General features: G+C 67.3%; 15 protein-coding genes and 1 tRNA gene. 9 read left to right on the forward strand and 7 right to left on the reverse strand.

Translation table 11 applies throughout. The features are described 5' to 3' along the window. The first annotated feature begins 84 nt into the window (after positions 1-84). The 8 genes from SL103_RS38175 to SL103_RS34285 all read left to right on the forward strand — a co-directional run bounded on the left by SL103_RS38175 (position 85) and on the right by SL103_RS34285 (position 10,475). Complete coding sequence (locus SL103_RS38175; RefSeq protein WP_164492936.1) at positions 85-264, forward strand: hypothetical protein; 180 nt, start codon at positions 85-87, stop codon at positions 262-264. A gap of 309 nt (positions 265-573) precedes the next feature. Next, positions 574-1,614 carry a helix-turn-helix domain-containing protein gene (locus SL103_RS34260; protein ID WP_069572859.1) on the forward strand — a complete coding sequence of 347 codons (1,041 nt, stop codon included), beginning with the start codon at positions 574-576 and terminating at the stop codon, positions 1,612-1,614. A gap of 354 nt (positions 1,615-1,968) precedes the next feature. Next, complete coding sequence (locus SL103_RS34265) at positions 1,969-2,568, forward strand: DUF3800 domain-containing protein (protein WP_208870009.1); 600 nt, start codon at positions 1,969-1,971, stop codon at positions 2,566-2,568. Between the two features lie 474 nt (positions 2,569-3,042). Beyond that, entirely contained in the window at positions 3,043-5,127 is a 2,085-nt protein-coding gene (locus SL103_RS36675) for an ATP-binding protein (RefSeq protein ID WP_164492937.1), read from the forward strand. A 338-nt stretch (positions 5,128-5,465) separates the two neighbouring features. Then, positions 5,466-5,603 (forward strand) — tRNA-Cys (locus tag SL103_RS38180). A 1,146-nt stretch (positions 5,604-6,749) separates the two neighbouring features. Continuing rightward, positions 6,750-7,709: a hypothetical protein gene (locus tag SL103_RS34275; RefSeq protein ID WP_244304110.1), complete on the forward strand. Its 960-nt coding sequence runs from the start codon at positions 6,750-6,752 to the stop codon at positions 7,707-7,709. 496 nt (positions 7,710-8,205) lie between these two features. Further along, a complete protein-coding gene (locus tag SL103_RS34280; protein WP_079146133.1) occupies positions 8,206-9,435 on the forward strand; it encodes an aromatic ring-hydroxylating oxygenase subunit alpha in 1,230 nt (409 codons plus the stop codon). 275 nt (positions 9,436-9,710) lie between these two features. Continuing rightward, positions 9,711-10,475, forward strand: coding sequence for a glycosyltransferase family 2 protein (locus SL103_RS34285; RefSeq protein ID WP_069572863.1), 765 nt, complete (start codon positions 9,711-9,713; stop codon positions 10,473-10,475). 61 nt (positions 10,476-10,536) lie between these two features. Here the strand turns inward: SL103_RS34285 and SL103_RS34290 are convergent, their stop codons facing one another. Continuing rightward, positions 10,537-11,031 (reverse strand): hypothetical protein, encoded by a 495-nt coding sequence (locus SL103_RS34290; protein WP_069572865.1) that lies wholly within the window; start codon positions 11,029-11,031, stop codon positions 10,537-10,539. Positions 11,032-11,175: 144 nt separating this feature from the next. Beyond that, positions 11,176-12,684, reverse strand: coding sequence for a glutamate synthase subunit beta (locus tag SL103_RS34295; RefSeq protein ID WP_069572867.1), 1,509 nt, complete (start codon positions 12,682-12,684; stop codon positions 11,176-11,178). 571 nt (positions 12,685-13,255) lie between these two features. Here SL103_RS34295 and SL103_RS36680 point away from each other — a divergent pair. Next, positions 13,256-13,888 (forward strand): HIT family protein, encoded by a 633-nt coding sequence (locus tag SL103_RS36680; protein ID WP_079146134.1) that lies wholly within the window; start codon positions 13,256-13,258, stop codon positions 13,886-13,888. A 33-nt stretch (positions 13,889-13,921) separates the two neighbouring features. On the opposite strand, the gene SL103_RS34305 is transcribed toward SL103_RS36680, so the two are convergent. The 5 genes from SL103_RS34305 to SL103_RS34325 all read right to left on the reverse strand — a co-directional run bounded on the left by SL103_RS34305 (position 13,922) and on the right by SL103_RS34325 (position 20,479). Then, positions 13,922-14,689: a hypothetical protein gene (locus SL103_RS34305; protein WP_164492938.1), complete on the reverse strand. Its 768-nt coding sequence runs from the start codon at positions 14,687-14,689 to the stop codon at positions 13,922-13,924. A gap of 110 nt (positions 14,690-14,799) precedes the next feature. Further along, positions 14,800-15,900 (reverse strand): thiamine-phosphate kinase, encoded by a 1,101-nt coding sequence (gene thiL, locus SL103_RS34310; protein ID WP_208870011.1) that lies wholly within the window; start codon positions 15,898-15,900, stop codon positions 14,800-14,802. Further along, entirely contained in the window at positions 15,897-16,598 is a 702-nt protein-coding gene (locus SL103_RS34315) for a (d)CMP kinase (protein WP_069572871.1), read from the reverse strand. The genes thiL and SL103_RS34315 overlap by 4 nt, the downstream gene beginning before the upstream one ends. A gap of 40 nt (positions 16,599-16,638) precedes the next feature. Continuing rightward, positions 16,639-17,313, reverse strand: a complete 675-nt coding sequence (locus SL103_RS34320; RefSeq protein WP_069572873.1) for an HIT family protein — start codon at positions 17,311-17,313, stop codon at positions 16,639-16,641. Between the two features lie 256 nt (positions 17,314-17,569). Then, on the reverse strand, positions 17,570-20,479 hold the full coding sequence (locus SL103_RS34325; RefSeq protein ID WP_069572875.1) for a M48 family metalloprotease: 2,910 nt from the start codon (positions 20,477-20,479) through the stop codon (positions 17,570-17,572). Positions 20,480-20,481: the final 2 nt, after the last annotated feature.

Consider the following 20,481-nt stretch of genomic DNA (forward strand, 5'->3'; position numbering starts at 1 on the left):
CCGACATTCCCTAGTCGTTTCAGGATCAAACACTCCGCGCGTCGATCCGCGAGTGACACTAACAGCGGCCCCTACGGCGTGAACATGCCTGGCAACAACGCCGGCGTTCCCGGCAACTGGCCCGCCCCGCCGGCCCCCGCGGCCCTGCCCGCGCCGCCGCTCCTCGTCCTCACCCCGCCCGAGGGCACCTTGTCACAGGTATCGCTGCTGGTCACGGCCTTGGTCTGGGCCTGGGCTCTTTGGCGAAACCGCCCCGCCGACTAACGCACCTGAGGGAGCGCCGGCTGACCCGGCGTGCCATCGATCTCTGCGAGTTCCCTACGGAACAGACGGAGATCTCCCGTTTCTGTCACGAATCCCTGGGGCGACGAAACCCCTTTCGTCGCCCCAGGCCCGGGGCTTCAAGGACTTCACGACATGCAGGGATACTTTCCGCCGCAGGAACACTGCGCGCACTGCGGCAACCAATTGAAGGCGCAGCGCACCGGCCGGCCTGGCGAATACTGCGGCACCGCGTGCCGCCAAGCCGCTCATCGTAAGCGCCAGCGCGAGAACCACACCCCCGATACCGCCATGCTCGATGCCGAGCTGGCTCTCTGGACCAAGAGCCTGGAGAGCGAGGTGCTCCGTCTCGCCGCGGCCTTGGAAAACCCTGACGCCCAGGGTGAAGAGCCCCTGACCACGCTGATGCGCATCCAGCAGCGCGTCGAAAAGCTCCGGCCCGCCCTCGTGGCCCGGGCCCGCTGCCGCGGAGTGTCCTGGACCCGGCTCGGCCGTGTACTGAACCTGAACAAGGACACCGTCCGCCGCAAGTACCACGACGTGGACCGCATCGTCCGCGGCATCGTCCGCCCGCGCGCCACCCCGGCCCCCACCGCAGACGACGACGGTGACTCACCCCGAACACCCCCGCCTTCCGCCGGCACCGAAGGTGTTCCCGTCATCGAGCCACCCCCGACCGACCAGCTTGCCCCCGTCCTCAGCAAACTGCAGCGGGCCTCCCAGCTCACCCTGCGCGCCTTGGGCGAACGCGCGAAGATCTCTACCAGCTACCTCTCACGCATCCTCAGCGGCGAGCGTTTCCCCGACTGGAACACCACCGCCCGCATCGCCCGAGCCAGCGGTGCCGACCCCTCCGTCCTGCGCACCGTGTGGGAAGCGGCCCACCAGCAACGCGACCACCGCCAAGCCCCCCACAGCCTCGACTCCGCCCTGCGCTACCTCCACCACCGCGCCGGCGCCCCCAGCCTCTGGTCGATCGCCGTCGCCTCCGGCGGCAACCTCGACCAGGACCTCGTCGCCGCCGTGTTGGACGGCAGCGTCGTTCCCGACTGGGAGACAGTTCGCCGCCTGGTCCTCGTCCTGGATGGCGAGCCCAGCTTCTTCACCCCGCTGTGGGAGAAGGTCAGCGACCACGTCACCGAACCCCCGACACCGCGCATCCCCACCACGCCCCAACACCCCCGCGGCGCACACCTTGAGGAGATGCTCCACGCCTTCAGAGAGACCCTCACCGAGGAGCCGACCAGCCCGGCTGGCACCGCCATGCGCACCCGTCCCATGCCGCGCCCCATCCCCGCCCTTAGTACCTTGGCCACCGCCCTGGGAACTTGACGCCAAGAGGTCCAACTTGCCGAGAACGTCGACCAGGAGGCCCAGCGGTTGACCAACGGCGACGTCTACAGGAGTTCAGCAATCGCCCTGCTGCTGCATGGCTTTGAGGCTTGTCGCCAGCTCTGTCTGCTGATGCATCCGCCTTCGAGGAAAAGGGGGATGCATGGCGTCGCCAGCTCGTAGAATCCTGGTGGGAAGATGAAGTTCCCCCCGGACCGTCCCGGCTCCTCCGACGGACAGCCTTCGGGCTGGTCAACACCAACGCCGTTAAAACGGCGGCTGTCTGTTGCTGTCTTCACAGGCTTGAGCGCCTGCAGGGAGTGGTAGTGACCGCCGTTGCACGAGGAGCCGTCCGTGATTCCGTCCCCGCGTTCGACCGGCCAGTCGGCTTGGTCTGATGAGTCCTTCCAGGAGAAGGACTCTGCCGGCTTCTACGTGATAGCGGCTGCTGTCGTTGATTCCGATGCACTACAGGACGCTCGCGAGCTCATGCAGTCTCTGCGCGGTCGTCGGAACACTGCGAAGTCGCATTGGACAGAGATGGATGCGCGGCAGAAGGTCCGCGCAGCCCAGTGCGTTGCGGGCATCGATGGTGTTCACGTCGTGACGATCGGTTCGCCGGTGCCGCCCCGCAAGCAGGAGCGAGCCCGCAGCAAGTGCCTGAGTCGTCTGGTTGCGGAGCTGTACAGCCTCGGCGTCGACCGTCTGTTCATGGAAGCCAGGGAAGCGCAGCTCAACAAACGGGACATCCAGACTGTGCAGAGCGCGCGTTTTGTGCTTCCTAAGGGTGCCGATTTCCGCATTGAGCACGTCCATGGCGGCCAAGAGCCGCTTCTGTGGGTTGCCGACGTTGTCGCCGGCGCATGCCGTGCCCGCCAACTGGGAGAGGACGCCTACTGGGCGGCTCTCCACGCAGTTGTCCTGGAGGTGGAAGTCCCCACCGACTGTCGCTGAGCGGCTCAGAAATGCGCCGAGCCAGGCTCCCGGTCTGCCCCAGGTCACCTGGCTCCACTTCTGAAGGTCCGCGACCCTCAGCGACTCTTAAGACTCTACCCGTTCTGGCCCCGGGAGGCCACGTTCTGAGCCCAGTCTCAGCACGCTGACGGGCTCCGTCGACGCTGCACCACCCACCCCGACCCAGTGGCCAGCCACTTCGCCGAATTTCGAACATGTGTTCTGAGCTGATGAATCCGCCTGCGGGGGCTGGCGGCACCTGGCCGGGCGATTGCGCAGGCCCAGGGCTCGGAGAAGTAGCCGGGTGGGTGGCGGTGGCGTCGCAGTTCGACTGCACTGGCCCAAGCGAGTTGCCGGCGCCAGGGTGCATGTGAAGGCGTCGCCCTCGGTAGCCGCGGGCCTAGGCTCACGATCAGCAACGCCTTGTGCGATCTGATCCAACTTTAGGTGATCGCGGTGTTCACAGTGAGCGTCATGGTGTCGATACTGACGGTAGTCGACGCGGTCGGTGCCGCTCGATGGAACGCCAGGGGAGGGGCCATGGGGAGCATCACGCTGAGGGTCGAACAGGACCACGTCGAGGGCGTCGCCAAGCTGAATGATCCAGTCGGTGCGGTGATTGAGCTTATCTGGAACGCACTTGACGCCGACGCAACTTCCGTCACCGTGGAAATCGAGCGTAATGAGTTCGACGGCGTCAGCAAGGTGATTGTCTCGGATGACGGTCACGGCATGCCAGCCGAGTCCTGCCCCTCCTACTTCGATAAGCTGGGCGGCTCATGGAAGAAGGCCGCCTTAGTTTCGTTGGATAAGCGTCGGGCCATGCACGGTAGAAACGGCCAGGGTCGCGTACGCGCATTTGCGCTGGGGCAGCACGTGCGCTGGACGACCATTGGCGAGGGTGTCGACGGAAAAATGAAGACGATTATCGAGGCTGATCGTACAGCGATGCGTAACTATCGCATAGATACCTTCGGGGCGGATAATGGAGATACCGGAACCACAGTCGAGGCGTGGGGGGCAATTCCTGGTCTGGATCGATTGCTGAACACCTCAAAGGTGATCTCGGCGTTGACGACGGAATTTGCTCTGTATCTCGAAACCTACCCAGATTCATCAGTGACGTTCGATGGGGAGCGGGTTGATCCAGGGCAGGTGCAAGTCCACTCTGCTGTGTACACCCTAGGTGACGACGGCGAGTTCCCTGGTCCCGAACTAAGGGTTATTGAATGGCGTAAAGTCGTAACGCGCGAGCTTGCGCTTTGCGACTCAAGGCGGATGCCGTTGGTAAAGCTCCGCCCGGAGATTCAGGCGCCAGGATTCAATTTCACAGCCTATCTGTCGTGGCAGGGATTTGAGGATCGGCCGCAGGATCTAGCTTTGGTGGACTGGGATGAGGATTCCCCAGCCTCCGCAGTGGTAGAGCAGGCAAGAGGGCGCCTTCGGGAGCACTTCCGGAGTAGGGTCGATGACCGTCGCCGGGAACAGGTCCTGGAGTGGCAGAGGGAGCAGGTTTACCCCTACGAGGGAGAGGCCACAGAGCCGACGGAGCTCACTGAGCGTGAAGCCTTCGATACGGTAGCAACGACTATCGCGAAGCACATCCCTAAAGCCCGTAACGCCAGAAGAGCCACGCTAGGTCTGCTGAAGGAGACGCTAGCTGCAAAGCCCGATCAGACGCCGCAAATTCTTGAGCGATTCTTCTCCCTGTCCCGCCAGGAGAAAGAGGAACTCGGACTTCTACTGAAGCGTACAAGTCTAACCTCTCTGATTCGCACATCCACAGAGGTTACTGACCGGCTTGACTTCCTTCGCGCCCTGGAGATACTGCTCTTCGACCCTGAAGCGAAAAAGGTGACAAGAGAGCGGGATCAGTTGCATAAGATCCTGGAGAATGAGGCTTGGGTATTTGGCGAAGAATATTCGCTCATGGTCAGTGAACGTGGCCTCTCGGAAGTTCTTCGAAAACATCTGTCGATCCTCAGGGTGCCTGAGCCTGCAGACACTAATGTGCGCGTCCTGGATGGAAGCACTGGGAGAGTCGACCTGATGCTCTCGAAGACAACGGTTTGGGTGCAAAAACCTCATCACCTGGTCGTGGAGCTCAAACGTCCAAACGTAAGACTCGGTATGGCCGAGTATTCACAGCTGGTGAAATACGCAACTACCGTCATCGCTGATGAACGCTTTAGAAGCACCGAGGCGAACTGGGACTTCTGGCTCATTGGAAATTCCATGGATGACGTCTTGCGGAACCTCACGTGTCAGCCACACTTGCCCCCAGGTCAGGTCAACACGATCGGTAACGCAAGACTATGGGTCCGCGAGTGGAGTGAAGTTATCCAGGAGTGTAAGCAGCGGCTTCACTTTTACCGGGACAGGCTCGACTATCAGTCCACGGATGAGCATGCTCTGGAGTACCTGGTGCGCAAGCACGCGCATGCGACGCCGACGGTCCTGCTGCCCGACGACGAGGACGTTGTGGAGGAGCCGGCTGGAGCCATCCCGCCTCCACGCGATGGGCAGTCGGCGCAAGCGCCTACGACGTTGACGGACTAGCGTGGTGGGCTGTGGCGGTGAGGGTCTCAGATGTGGTCTCAGTACCGGCTTCATCCACCGGCGTCCGCCGCCGTTCATTGACGCGTGCGAGCTTGCTGTGACCTGGGTCGTCCAGCGCGCGGACTGCAGTGGACGCTATCGCAGCAAGATCGGACAACTCGTAATGCGTAGGCTCGGCCCGCCACCAGAGGCGCTTCCCTGGGACCGCGAGCTCGTCTGGGCGTGTCGGGCAGCCGAAAGGGCGGGCGCAATCGCTGGCGGCGGGCCCGCTCGGGTTTGATGGTGTGATTGGCGGGGCGCGACGCCAGTCTCATCAGCAGTCTCATCCGCCCCCGTTCGCGCCCGTTCAGCAGGTCAGCGCCAGGGGGCACTGCCTCGAAATTGAACGCTCCTGAACTGTCACGAACCCCAGCATGCAGAGTTGGAAAGCGTGTTGGGGGCAACCCCTCACGAGTTCGAATCTCGTATCCTCCGCACTCGCCCAGCAGGGCAGACGAAGGTCCCGACCGCTCAGCGGCCGGGACCTTCGTCGTTCCGCGGCTTCGGTTGCCCTGGCGGCCTCGCTGATCGCTGGGCGTCACGGCAGGTGACCGCTGCCTGCTTGGTTCACGGTGAGGTCCTGACCGGCGGCCCTGCCGTCAGGACGGAGAATGCGAAGCCGGGTGAGAAGCCGGACCCCTCAGCCGCGCGGGCGGATGCGAACGTCCAGCCTGCTCCTCACCGGCGTCTGCACCGTCTCTGAAGAAGCTGTCGGGCCGTCGCCCGTACTACCGGAGCCGACTGCATCGGCGCCGTCCCGCGGGCACTCGGCGGCTTTCTGCGCCCGCCGGGTGCGCGTCGCGTCGGAGCGCATGGGGATCGCCGGCGGCCTGCGGCGCGGAGCCGGACCAGTTCGCTCACATCAGCATGGGCTCCTACGTGCGCCTCGAACAGGGCCGTTCCACCCAGCCGTCCCCGAGATACACGACACACTCGCCAGGGCCCTCGGCTCGACGAAGCAGCGCGCAGGCACACCTGTACCTGGCCGGTGCCGGCAACCCTGACGTGTACGCGCGGGCCCTCCGGACGTCAGCCGCACCCTGACTGCGCCCCGGCTGGTGATCGGGCAGCCGGGGCGCAGTCAACAGCGACGCCGGCGCGCCTCATCGAGGCGGGACGTCTGGGCGTGGGCGGCGGAAGTGACAGTGACGGGATGTCGTCGTGCAGCCTCATGCCGCGCCGCACTCAAACGCCTGACACCTCGGTTTGAGTGGAGAGTTCAGCACCTGTCAGGCATACGGGGTTCCGCGGCTCTAGTCGCGTAAAGCGCAGTCGACACAGGTTCGTCAGCTGCGAACACACCCCCAGGCGGAGCGAACGGCACAGAGGAGCCAAGTTCACGTACAGACGAGAGGCTGGGAGACAGCGCCGCACACCCTGGAACTCAAACCATCGCGCAAAAGTAGCCAAAAAAAGTCAATATCAATCTCAATCATCAAACAGATAGTCACTCATGCCTGCAATACAACAATCAGATGCAACTCGAAGAACCACCCTCTAGCATCTCTAGGGAGTGGCGATACGCACAGTCACGCCACCCTAGGACCCCAAGACATCGACATAAAGCCAGGAAAGGGCAGAGCGTGACCGAGGAAGGCAGTGATGATCCGCGCCCATACACCGAGATCACCGAAGTGACACCCGATAAGTGTTCGGCCTGGATGGAAAAGAGGACGTGCAACCGCGTCCCCTTGAAGCGCTCCAACGTGGACAAATTCAAGAGCATCCTAAGAAATGGGCAGTTTCGCACTACACACCAAGGGTTCGCTCTGGACTCGCACGGCTGCCTCATCGACGGGCAGCACCGGGCCGCCGCCATCATCGAGACCGGCATCACCGTGACCGCACAGGTCACGTACCACCTCAGCCCGGAAGCCTTTGCTGCGATTGACGGCGGTCGCGTCCGTGCAGCTGGCGACTTCGTCGCACAGATCACGGAGATGAGGCAGAGCAACTCCAACGTGTATGCGGCCGCGCTCAAGATCCTCGCAAACCGCGCAGCTGGCCTTCACTGGATGCGCTGGACCAGCGGGCGACTGACCGCCGAACAGGTGCAGGATTTAGTCCCGAGGTGGCCAGTCGACGAGGAGCGCATCGTCCGCCTCGTCGGCAAGGGGAAACAATGCCACTCCAGCGCGACGGGATTGATTGTTGCGCGCAAGATCATTACAGAAGTATGGCCGGAGAACATCGCCGACCTGTTCTTTGACGGCATCGGCGAGACCAGCCGAGAATTTGTCGGACGGGACCCTCGCGCCTTATACACGAACACCATGATCAATGTGAACCGCGGGGTCGTGAGCAGGGACAGTGTTCAGCAATCGGCCCAGGCCATCAAAGCTTTCAACGCGCTCGTTTCGGGCGAATCCATCGGCACACTTAAGAAAATGAAGGCGGCAGGCGTAAAGATCATCAGGGATCGGCGAACCGGCAAGGAGATCCAGCAGGAGTATCCTCCGGACCGTTATCCGGAAGTCATTCAGCCGGCGATCAACATCAGTGACAAGTGGCTTGGGGATGACGGCACGAGGTCGATCGGGTAGACGCTCTGCACGAGTGCGCTCCGCACTGGGGAGTCCGGACGGGCGAACTGCACCACCACAGGTCAGGACGTTCATGACCATCACCGAACAGTCAGACAGACATGCGGAAAGCGTGTTGGGGGCACCCCCTCACAAGTTCGAATCTCGCATCCTCCGCGCTCGCCCAGCAGGGCAGACGAAGGTCCCGACCGCTCGGCGGTCGGGACCTTCGTCGTTGTCCGGTCGCAGTTTTCCCACTCCCACGGCGGCACCGGAAGCTACCCGGGTCCAAGGCGGCGCTCAGCCGCAGCGGGGTCATCACGATGCGCGGGTCGGTGGCGCTGGCTGCTGCGGTGCAGGCAGGCCCGTGGGTCGGGAATCCGGGTCACGCCGGGGTCATGCCTTGCGCACGGTCCACGCGTCGGTCATGCGGAACCCGGTTGCGCCGCGGATGATTGATCAAACCGGCATTTTTCCGTTCTGCCATGAACGGTGACCTGCGGCGAGGGAGACCTGTATGGCCGAGCCACTGCCCGCACGAGGTAAGACAATTCCGGACCGGTCGGCAAGAGACCGCTACCCGGCGCATGAGGAGGAACCCGGAGCCGTGGCCGACCTCAGGCGCACCGGGATCAATCCGAATTTCTGGTATCCGGTCGCGGTGTCCGGGAGCGTGCGGAGGAACAAGACGTTCGCTGCCGCGTTCGCGGGTGAGCGGATCGTGTTGTATCGCGGTGAGAGCGGTGCGGTCTACGCGCTGGAGGACCGGTGTGCCCACCGACAGGTGCCGCTGAGCATGGGGGTCGTGGAAGGCGACACGCTCCGCTGCTGCTATCACGCCTGGGCCTACCGAGGAAACGGCCGCATCTCCCAGATCCCGTATCTGCCCAAGGGGGTCGACCGGCCGCCGCGCGGGGTGCGCGCCTACCCGGTCCGCGAGGCGTACGGCCTCGTTTTCGTCTTCCCGGGTGACCGGGAGAAGGCGGCTACGGCGCGCCTGCCCGAGTTGCCGGAGTTCGATTCGGCCAGGCACCGGACGATGACTTTTTCGCGCACCGTCCGCTGTCACTACTCGTTCATGCACGAGAATTTGCTCGACATGAATCACCAGTTCCTGCACCGCGGCATCCTCGGCAGGATCCAGCCCAAGCTCCTCGGGTACGAATCCGGTCCGCAATCCGTGGAGGCCCGGTATTTGTTCACCCAGGCCGGCGGGAAGAAGGACCGCGGCGCCGGTCTGCTCGCCGCCGAGGGGATCGGCGGCGGTAAATCGGCCGACGTCATCACGATCCGCACCGAATACCCCTATCAGACCCTCCACCTGGTCCCCGAGAAAGCCGAACGCCCGGCCTTCTCGCTCTGGGCGGCCTACGTACCGGAGGACGCCGAGCAGCGCACCAATCACGCCTACGGCCTGCTGATGATTGAGAAGCCGCCGATCCCGGGGGCGCTTCATCTCGCCTGGCCGTTCATCCGGCGCTTCACCGAGCGGGTGTTCGCCCAGGACCGGATGGCGGTCGAGGCCGAGCAGCGTGCCTGGGACGAGCAGGGCGAGGACCGGAACCGTGAGGTCTTCCCGCTGATCCTCGATGTCCGCGACGTGTTGCGCTCCAACGGCGTTCCCATCGACCCGGAGTCCGCCCTGTGCGGTGCCGCAGCGCTCTGCGGCACCGCACCGCGGACCGGTGCGACCTCAGACGACGAGCCGAACCAGTCGGCCGGCCGGGACGAACCACCGTCCGCCTAGCTGCCCGCCTCGAGCCGGTGGGTCTTCAGCGTGCGGAGGAGGGACCGTGAGGCACGCCCACGGCGTCTGAGGGGATCCGGGGGCTTCCGGGCGGACGATCGGGTCCGTGCGGGAGTATCTGCGTACGGAGTCCGCATCCCACCAGGGGTGCCGATGAAGCGCGTTCGCAGGCTCACCCACGGCACGACCGGCCGCGTCGTGGAGGTTGCGGACATTCCCTGCCCTGGTGACCGCGCGGAGGTGCGGTTCATTACCCGATTGGAGCGGTGGGCGTAATGCCGATCTTCTCTGTCATCACCCCGGTGTATGCCGGGGGCGATGCCTACCTACCCGAGACCTACGAGTCTGTAGCTTCCCAGCGGCTCCCGGCGGGCTGGTCTCTGCAGTGGGTGGTGCAGGAGGACGGAAAGACCGGTAAGCCACTCGACCAGCTGCCGGATCTTCCGTGGATCTCGAAGGGTGCCGGCCGTACGGGGGGAGCTGCACGCGCGCGCACGCTTGCCCTGCACCGCGCCGCGGGCCTGCTCACCCGGGCACTCGACGCCGACGACCTGTTCGCCGACGAATACACGGTCAGCCGCGACATCGAGGCTCTGGCCGCCAATCCTGACCTCGCGTGGACCGTAGCGCCTTGCCTCGACCTCTACCCGGACGGCCGGCTCGTCCCCGGCCCGTACGACCCCGAACCCGGCCGTCTGCCGCCCCACTTCCTGGCCGAGGGGCTGCGCCGTGGCGCCCTTCCGGTGATGGGCACCACGGCGACGATCTACACAGACCTCATCGCGCTCCACGGCGGCTGGCCGGCCATCCCCGCTTTCGAGGACGTAGGCCCCTTGCTGGCGGCCGAGGCCGTCTCCCAGGGCTGGATGCAGGAGAAGCCTGGCGAGATCTATCGGAAGCATCCTGACCAGTCGACCGAGGACCCTGAGTACGACGACGCAGAAGAGCAGGCCACGCGCGTCGCGATAGTCCTGGATCGCTCCGACGCGCTCCGCGACCTCGGTTGGACGTGGCGCCCCGGGAAACCCGCCACTGTCTAGCTGCGCTCCGTCGGAATGCCGTGCGGGCGTCCCCGACCTCAGGGCCTTCGAGTCGGCCGAGTCACCCCGGCGTCCCGCCGCCGAGGCTTCTGTTTATTGCCAGATCTGCTCGGGCTGCCTTGTGGAGGACGTTCAGGGCCTCAACGACCGAAGACCCCAACTCGCGGCCGTTGCCGGAATCGCCGGCCGGGTCACGGACGCGCCTCAGGACGGCCCAGAGGCGCTCGTTGACCACCATCGCGGCCTGCGAAGCCGCGTCATCGCTCAGCAGCACAAGACCTTCGAACAGTATCGAGCGCCGGGCCTCCGCAGCCTCCATCGCCGACAGCGGTTCGGAAGCGTCCGCGCCGTGCTCCCGTGCTTCGACCGTCTGCCTGGCGGCCCGGATCGCTTCTTTGACGCAGGAAACGTACTCGATGTAGGTGTCGAGCTTGCGTTCGTCCCAGCGAGTGGCCATGGTCTGCCGGAACTTGGTCCGCTCGGCCAGGCTGGTGGCGAAGAACGAGGTGGCCGCGCCCAGCAAGACACCGACTAACGGGATGACCTGACTTAGCATGCGGCTCAAGCTAGCGGCCTGAAGCGAGTTGCAGAAGACCTCGTTCGGGCAGGTCAGGGCCGGCTGCAGCAGCTCGTGCTGCGCGGCCTGGGCTGCGAGGAGGATGCCGCCCCGCCCGTTCGGCGTGCGCGGTGCTTGGTGAGGTCACGCCACCAAGGGGCGGTCCGTCGGGGAGACCGGGGACGGGAGGGTGGTGCGGCCGGTCAGGTAGCGGTCGGTGGCCGCTGCGGCGGCGCGGCCCTCGGCTATGGCCCACACGACCAGGGACTGGCCGCGGCCCGCGTCCCCCGCGACGAAGATCCCGTCCGGTGCGGCCGGGCGGGCCGGTCCGGGGCGCTCCTGCCGTACGGCCGCGAAGCCGGTGTCGCGGGCGAAGTTGCCGCGGGCGTCCAGGGTGAGGCCGAGCTGTTCGACCAGGCCGCTGTCCCGTCGGGGGCCCGAGAAGCCGAGCGCCAGGAGGACCAGCTCGGCGGGGAGCACCCGCTCGGTGCCGGGCCGGGGGCGTCTGGCGGTGGGTTCCACCTCGGTCAGGTGGAGGGCGCGTACGCGGTCGTCCGCGTCCCCTTCGAAGCGGAGGGTGGCGGAGGAGAACAGCCGCGGGTCCGTGCCCCCGCGGCCGCGTGCCTCTTCATGGGCGTGGGAGATCCGGTAGACCTTGGGATACGTGGGCCAGGGCTCGGCTTCCCGGCGGGCGTCCCCCGGCTCCGGGTTGATGTCCAGCTGCAGGACGGACGCCGCGCCCTGGCGCAGGGCGGTGCCCAGGCAGTCCGAGCCGGTGTCCCCGCCGCCGACGATCACCACGTGCCGGCCCTCGGCGCTGAGGGGGGACGCGGGGTAGTCGCCCTCGCCGGCCCTGTTGGAGAGCGTCAGATAGCCCATGGCCTGATGGATGCCGTACAGCTCGCGGCCCGGTACGGGAAGCTCGCGCTGCTCCATCGCCCCGACGGCGAGGATCACCGCGTCGTGGCGCCTTCTGAGGTCGGTGGCGTCGAGGTCGGGGCCGATGTCCACACCTGTGCGGAACTTGGTGCCCTCCGCCCGCATCTGCTCGATGCGCCGGTCCAGGTGCCACTTCTCCATCTTGAACGCGGGGATGCCGTAGCGCAGCAGCCCGCCGAGGCGGTCCGCGCGCTCGTAGACGGCGACGGTGTGACCGGCCCGGGTCAGCTGCTGCGCCGCGGCGAGCCCTGCGGGGCCCGAGCCGACGACGGCGACGGTCTTCCCGCTGAGCCGGTCCGGCGGCCGCGGTGACGCGTACCCGCGCTCCCAGCTCTCGTCGGCGATGGCCTGCTCGACGTTCTTGATCGTCACCGGGTCGGCGTTGAGGGCCAGTACGCAGGCGTCCTCACACGGCGCCGGGCACAACCGCCCGGTGAACTCCGGGAAGTTGTTGGTCGCGTGCAGCCGCTCGGACGCGGCCCGCCAGTTTCCCCGCGACGCGTACGCGTTCCATTCGGGGATGAGGTTCCCCAGCGGGCAGCCGCTGTGGCAGAACGGGATGCCGCAGTCCATGCAGCGCCCCGCCTGCTCGGAGACCAGCGGCAGCAGCGCCTGCCCCGCGTAGACCTCGTCCCAGTCGTTCAGGCGCTCCTCGACGGGGCGGGCCGGCACGGGCCGACGAGGGCGCTTCAGGAAGCCGTACGGGTCGGTCATGCGCCGCCTCCAGCGCTACAAACAGTGCAAATACGGCATCTCGCACAGCCTACGCCTGCCGTGTCCGCGTTTCACCGGGCCGGTGGACCGCAAGGGGCGACTCGGGCGGAGGGTGACCATTCGATTGCGTATCGTCATCTTGCGAGGGGGGCTGCGGGTCGCTCCGGACGCCTTGCTGTGTGCTCGCCGGCTTGTTCTTTTGCGGGAATGGAGAGAGCGAAATGATCATTTTCGAAAGGAGTGATCCCCGGCCCGAAACGTCGGTTCGCGACCCGGCCATCGGCACCGAGACGCTCATGCGTTCTCACCCGCACAGAGTCCCCTCGCAGCTAGCGTCACGCTGTCGACTTCGCTACCGTTCTGGGATGTTCACCGTCGGTCTGCTTCATCCGGTGACTGTCACAATTGCGCCACTACGCCCGCACGTTCCCCGCCAGTGCGCCGGAGCGGGCCAGGGACTGTCCGGAACGAAGCATTCCGCTGCCGGCCCACCAGGACGCGTCGATCCCCGCCACTACCCTCAGAAGTGCGAAGTGGAGATGCACCCCGAGCGAAGGAGTGGAATCGAGCAATGAGTCCTCAAGCGCTGGTTCTTGAAAACCTGTTCACCGGATCGCGACGAATCAGCTTTGCCTCGGTGCGGAATTCGTTAGGACTCAGATTGTCTCTCTTCTCGCAATGGCTGACCCGCTGGACACGGCCCAAGGCCGACGGAAAGGATGCCCGGCGCTCCGCAGGGGAATCCCCGGACGGCGCGGCGTGCATCTTCTGCCAGCCGCATCGGCCCGAGGTCAACCAGGTCATGGAGGAGAACAAGACCTGTTACGTGCGGTACGACAACTTCCCGGCCGCCGCCGGCCATGTGGAAGTGGTCCCGAAGCGCCACGTCGAGTCGTTCTTCGGGCTGACACCGAGGGAGCTCAAGGACGCCTACGCCCTCATCCTGACCGCGCAGGAGCGCCTCACCGAGAAGCACGGCCCCGACGGGTACACCATCGGCATCAACGAGGGCCGTGCGGCCGGCCGGACCGTTGACCACCTGCACATCCACCTGATCCCGCGGCACTTCGGTGATGTGCCGGACCCGCGCGGCGGTATCAGGCGCGCGGTCCCGAACTGTGACCCTGACGCGTGGGCCGAGGAGCCCGAGGACCCGGAGGCCGCCTTCAAGGCGCTGACCGAGGCACAGGCCGGCCGCCGTTAGGGGCCCGCGCCCCGACCGCCGGCCGCCGGCGGGTCACAGGTGGTCGAGGTCGTCGTGGCCGAGCCGGGAGCAGAGGGAATTGACCTCGTGCCAGAAGTCGTCCACGTTCATGGAGTCGTGGCCGTGCCGGGCGTCGATGCTGACGCACCCGATGAAGTCCCCGCCGCCTCCCCTGATGGGGCTGGCGAAGACGGCTCCACGATGAGCGACCCGCTGGAAGTCGGTCCAGGTGAAACCCATGACGGCGTCGGCGCCCTCCCGGTCCCGATGGGCGTCGAACGTCGCCTGGTCGGTTAACCGGCTCGCCAATTCCTGTACGTCGATGGACACTTCCTCATTGCGCTTCCAGCACAGGCCCACCACTCCCACGCCCTTCGTCGGCGCGAAGGACCTGGTGGTCGGGGTGCTGCCGAGGCGGTACGTCGCCGCCCGCTGCAGATATCCGTGCAGCGGGTGGCGCAAGGACCTGCGGATCCGCCAGATGTGCAGCCCGAGGTCACCGGTCTCGATGGGCGGCTGGGCCTGCCTGGCCACCGCGAGCATTTTCCCGAAGTGCGTCAGTACCTGCTGACGGACCGCCGACCTGCGTTCCACCTTTTTCCGGCCCGCGTACGACTGGAACGGGGTGAAGGCACCGAATACACCGATCACGCAGATGAGCCCGAGCAGAGCATAGGGCCGGTCATCCAGCACATCGGTCCAGACCTTTTTGCTGGGGAAATCGTACTGGCGAGCCACCATGCCGATCGTCGCCACGAGCAGGATGGAACGGTCCATGAGCTTGGCGGTCAGCGATCTCATTTGGCTATTGTATTGAGGGCAGCCGGTGGCTCACCAGTACTTCACAAAAACCTCGCAGCGGCCAGGAAGTGGCTACTGAATAGTAATTCGCCGAGACGAACCGCCGGAACTCAGGCGTCCGGGGAACTCGCGGCCAGCAGGCTGATGTCGGATTTCTGATGTTTCCACGCCACGCCGGGCAGCGGCCGGGAGGTCCCGTTGTGCACCGCTTCTGCTTCTTCCTTCTCTGTCGCCTCACCAATCACATGGAAATCCAGCCCGGAGGCGGTGAAGCTTTCCCGGCAGGCGGCGAGATCGTCGGGGGCGACGGTGAATGCCAATTGGAAGTCGGAGGAGGCGCTCATCGCCAGGGCCAGCGGCTCGACGTTCATCAGCTCCGCCACGGCGCGCACCGCGGGGTCGATGGGCACGTCCTGCTCGACGACGCGGAAGCCCACCCCGCCGGCCTGCATGAGCTGCTCGACGGTGGCCTTGAGCCCGTCCGAGGTGTCCTGGCAGGCGGTGGCGTACGGCTTGCGGGACAGGAGCTGCCCCTCGGCCACCCGGGCCCGCGGCCGCTTCCAGCTGTCCAGCAGACGCTGCTCGGCCGCTTCCGGGAGCCTACCGGCGAAGGATTCGCGCTTGGGGAAATACGCCACCGCGGCACCCAGCAAACCGCAGGGGCCGGTGATGCAGAGCAGGTCTCCCGGGCGGGCGCCGTGCCGTCGCAGCACCTTTCCGGGCGGACAGACGCCCAGCGCGGTACCGGCGAGGATGAGGCGCTCCGCGTTGCCGATGTCGCCGCCGACATTGAGCGTGCCGAAATCCGTACACGCCTGGTGGATGCCGGCCATCACCTGGCGGAAGCCCGCGTCGTCCAGCTCGTGGGGATAGCGGATGACGCTCAGCAGGCCGATCGGGGTGGCGCCCATGGCGGCGACGTCGCTGATGTTCGCGGCGGCGAGGTAGTAGCCGATGTCGAAGTCGGACAGCAGGCCCATTTCGTGCAGGATGAATTTGGGTCCGCGAATGTAGTCCGACCCGACGACGAGTGACATCGGCGAACCGATGTCGTACACCGCGCAGTCGTCCCGGGCATCGGCCCCGGCGGACAGCTGGACGTCTAATCCGTCCGTGCCCACGAGGGCGCCGGACTGACCGCTGAGGAACTCACTGACGAGCTGACGCACCCGCGTCGGCTCGTCCGAGTACACGGCTTCGGGGAGATTCACGAATTATTTGCCTTTCCTTGTCGTACGGGCCGGGGTGCGGAAAATTTCCGCAGCCCGTGCAGGGCGGCGGCGAATACCGCCGAAGCCGGGAGGTAGGTGGTGGGGATTTCGAGGGATTTCGGCAGCGCCCGGACGGCGGCCCGGTTCTCGACGTCGCGTTCCGTGGCCGGCCCGACCGTCACCGAGCGGTCCCGCATGTCTCGGTACTGGGCCCGGCGGCGCTCCCTGCGGACGGCCAGGCTCGCGGTCAGGTAGATGCGCAGGTCGGCGTCGGGCAGCAGGGTGACCGCCACGTCCCGGCCCACCACCACGATGTCGCCGTACCGCTCCGTGACGTCCTGGTGCAGGCGCAGGATCGCCTGCCGCCAACCCGGGTCCCTGGCCACCGACTTCAGGTTGTCGTCCAGGGACGCGTCCCAGATCTTCCCGGTGATGTCCTCGCCGCGGAGGAAGATCCCGTGCCGCTGCGCCGGCTCGTCCGCCCCCGGCGCGCGGTACACCTCGGGCCGGTGGTCGAGCACGGCGGCCAGGTCGTCGCGCAGGGTCTCCGCGGACTCGCGGGTCAGCGCGTAGGCCAGGCTCCGGTACGTCAGCCCGGTGTCCAGGAAGGCCAGCCCCAGGGCTTGGGACAGGCCCTGGGCCAGCGTGGACTTGCCACTGGCGGTGGGCCCGTCGATAGAAATTGCGACACGCGGCACGAGCCGCCCTCCACACGTCTTGAGAATGGATTACCCCGGATCACCTCGGGCCGTCCAGAATCGACCGCCACCCGCTGGTGCGTGCGACGGTTTCCCGGAGCAGCTCCTTGCGGACCACCAACGCGTAATCGAATAAGGGGTCCGGAATTCCGAGTACCTGGCCCACTATAGAGCGAAGGTATTGACTGCGCATCGGGCGTTGCCCGTCGTATACGTAATATTTTCCGGGCCGGCCGCAGAGGAAGTACGGAGTGCCGCCGTAAGGGGCGAGCTGTTTCAGGTCCGTCAGGGCGGACCGGGGAAGTCCGTCCGCCGTGATGAGGGAATTCACCTGGTTTCCGTCGACGGGCATCAGGTGCCAGTGGGCGTGCGAGATGCAGGCGCTGGCCTTCATGGCGGCGGAGGATCCGTGTTCGAGCACCGTGAGCCTGCCGAAGGTCGCCCGGTACAGGGCGCCCACGCTTTCCAGTACGCCTGCCAGCTCGACGCCGCGCTCCTCGATCAGCTGGGCGAAGCTGAGGTAGTGCTCGACGGGGAGCAGCAGCAGATGGCCGACGGAAAGGGGTGACAGGTCGGCAATCAGACGGAACCCGTTCGTCTCCCAGATGACGCGGCTTCGTGGCTCTCCTTCATAGACCAGGGAGAATGTGCTCTCCTGAGCGCCGGCGATCTCTTCGCAAAAGTCAGCGCCCGCGCACCGGAGATCACGAAGCATATTCCACCCCTCACTCGATGGAGCAGCAGAGAGCATCACGCGGAAAGGAATTTCCGCGGCTAATTTACCGGCTGCAACTCGCGGCGGACAAGCGAAACCGGCTCCTCCGTCACATGTGACCGAAATCGAAAGTCGCCGACTCTTAATGGCACGTCTTTTCCTGCGCAGATCGGCCCGGCGCGGTGGGAGCACGTACACGAGAGGGGCCGCTCAGTGGGTCTACCCGGTGGTAGACGGGAGCGGGGGCGGCGGGTGCTCAGTGGCCCGAACGCCCCCGTCCGGCCTCGGCGTTGATGCTGTCGAGCACGCCCGGGGTGTTCGCGCCGATGTCGATGAAGCTGCGCATGGCTGCCGCGAAGACGGTGAGCTTTCCCTGCTCGATGCCGCGGCGGCAGTCGGCACCGGCCTGCTTGCTGCGCTCGTGCAGCTTCGCCCACCGCGCCTGGGTCGCCGAGCGCGGGACCGGGAAGTACGCGGCGGTCTCCGTGGCGAGGTGTTCGAGGGCGACGCAGTGCGGACGGATGCGGGTGGCCGCGAATCCCCGGTCGGTGAGGGCCGCCTTGTCCTGCAGGGCCGAGAGGACGGCCAGCACCTCGGTCGTGAAGCGCGCCATCAGCCCGGTACCGCCGAGCCGGAGCCAGGCGTCGGTCTGTGCGGCGAGGACCTGGGGTGAGGGGGTGGGAAGCGCGGCGGTGGGGATCAGTTGCTGCTTGGTGAGTGAGGTGCGGCCGGTGCCCGCGTCCCTCGGGAGGCTCGTCGCGGTGGTGAGCGCGAGCACCGCGAGGCAGACCGTGCCGGCCACCGCGCGCCGCAGCACCAGCCGTTCCCGCCGGGGCGCGGGCCCGCCGGCCGGTGGGGAGGCCGCGGCGGTCCGGCGGCGCGGGCGCAGGGCCCCGCGCGCCGCCGTGCACAGGAGGGCGACGACGGCGGAGACGAAGATGCCCAGGCCGAGGACCAGCGGGAACAGCAGCTGGGTGGTCGGCCAGACCTTGGCGGGCGACCAGTGGCAGCTGGTGGCGAGCGTGTTCAGCGGGCCCAGACAGCCGTCGGCGGTGCCGAGGACGGCCGCACCGGCCAGGCCCAGCAACGCCGTTGTGCCCGCCGCGACCAGCGCGACGAGCAGCGCGAAGCGCCGGGTCGTCAGGCTGGTCAGGACGGCCGCGGCGAGCGTGCCGCAGACCAGGACGAGCAGCACGCACGCCAGGTGGACCAGCATGTACGTGCCGTAGCGCCGCTCCGGGGGCGGCTGCCAGGTGTGCATGACGGCCATCAGGGCGACCGTGCCCGCCCAGCACAGCGCGGTGCCCGCGGCGGTGGCGAGCAACACCCGGCGCAGCGGCGGCAGCAGCGGCCCGGAGAGCTCCGGGGCGGGGGCGCCGCGCAGCGCCCGGCGGGCCCACTCCGGTGCGCCGGTCGCCGGCCGCCGCGTCCAGGCGAGCAGCGGCAGCAGCCACAGCACCGCCGCGGCCCAGCCGATGAAGGGGTCCGTGCCGATCGGCAGGAGCAGCGGCAGCACCGCGGCGAATCCGGCGAGCACGTCGCGGTCCCCGGGGACGGCGCCCGGCAGATCGTGCAGCAGCGCGTCCCGGATACCGGTCCCGGAGTACGCCCAGCCCGTCGTGAAGGTGTGCCCGTCGGCCTGCCACCAGGCGTACCACAGGGCGAAGACCACCCAGATCGCGGCCAGCCCCAGGAGCATGGCGGGCCGGAGCGTGCGGCCGCGCCAGGAGCGCACCGACAGCTCGGCGAACTGCGCCGTCCAGCACATGATTCCGACGCTGATGACGATCAGCACCGCGAGCGCCTCGGGGTGGTTGGGCAGCCACCGCGTGCTGCCGGAGGTGCTGCTCGTCAGCAGCTCGCCGACCGCGAGGCCGAGCCCGGTCCACCAGCCCGCGCGCAGCCCCGTGGGGATCCGGCCGCCGGTGAGCACCGCCCGCGCCACGCCCCGCCACACGGAGACGCCGGGGATCGCCGCGATCAGTCCCGCGAGCAGTGCCGTCAGCACCCGGAGCGCCCCGCCGGACCGGGGGCCGTCCAGCAGATCGGTCAGCTGGTCGCCGGCGATCGTCGCGGTGGCGCCGGCCACGAACAGGGTCAGGGCGTGCGGTGCGAAGAGTTCCCGGGGGTCGGTGAGCGCGGCCACCCGCCGGTCCCATGCCGGGTGGGTGCGCCACAGCGCGGTGAACGAGGCCAGCGCCCTCCGGGTCCGGCCGGGTGCGGCGGCCTTGCCGGGGCCGTGCGCGGCGGCGTGGTGCCAGCCCCGGGCGTCCGCTCCCCAGGCGAGGGCGTCGAGGTCGGCGTACGTCTCGCGGGTGCGCAGGATGTCGGCCCGGGCGAGGTAGACGAACGCGATCATCACGCCCGACAGGATGAGTTCGTGCCCGGTGCCGAGGCGTTCCGCGGGGCCGAGGATCGCGGACGACGCGGAGTCCTTGAGGTCCTGCACGATCCGGAACAGGTAGGCGGGGAGCACGGCGACGAGGAAGACCCGCCAGAGGGCGACCGTGGCGTAGGTGACGTCGATGTCGTGGTTGCGGAGGTGCGCGAGTTCGTGGAGGACCACCGCGCGGAAGCCCTCCGGGTCCCGGCGCCGGCGGGCGACCAGGCCGCCGTGCAGGCAGACGGTGTAGCGGCGCAGCCGTCCGAAGACCACCGCGCCGGCGGTGGCCGCGGCCGGTGCCACGACGAACCGAGGCGGGCGGGACAGCCCGGCGACGCCGACCAGTTCGTCCAGGAGCGGGCCTAACTCCCCTTCGGGGTCGACGGCTCGCAGTGGTACGACGCGGCCGCGGCGGCCCTTCCAACGGGGCAGCAGCCAGTACACGGTGGCGGCCGCGAGCAGCAGGGCGGCGAGGACGGCGAGCGGTACCCATGCGGCGGCGGAGGGCACGTACCGGCTCAGGCAGGCCGGGTAGGCGTCGCCGGCGCGCACCGCGGCCAGGCCGATGCCCAGATAGTCGCTCTCCGGGTCGGCGCCGGCCGCGAGTGCGCAGCCGACGCGGATGTTGCGCGGGTCGGCCAGCGCCTGGACGATCTCGGTCACGATCGTGGCGCTGCTGGTCAGGAACAGCACCAGCAGCAGTGCGAAGCGCAGTCCGGTGCCGGCGCCGAGGACGCGCCCGTCGACGGGCGGGCGGGGCGGTGCGGCCGTGGTCCGGCTCACCT

It is taken from the genome of Streptomyces lydicus (genome assembly GCF_001729485.1).
Taxonomy (GTDB): domain Bacteria; phylum Actinomycetota; class Actinomycetes; order Streptomycetales; family Streptomycetaceae; genus Streptomyces; species Streptomyces lydicus_D.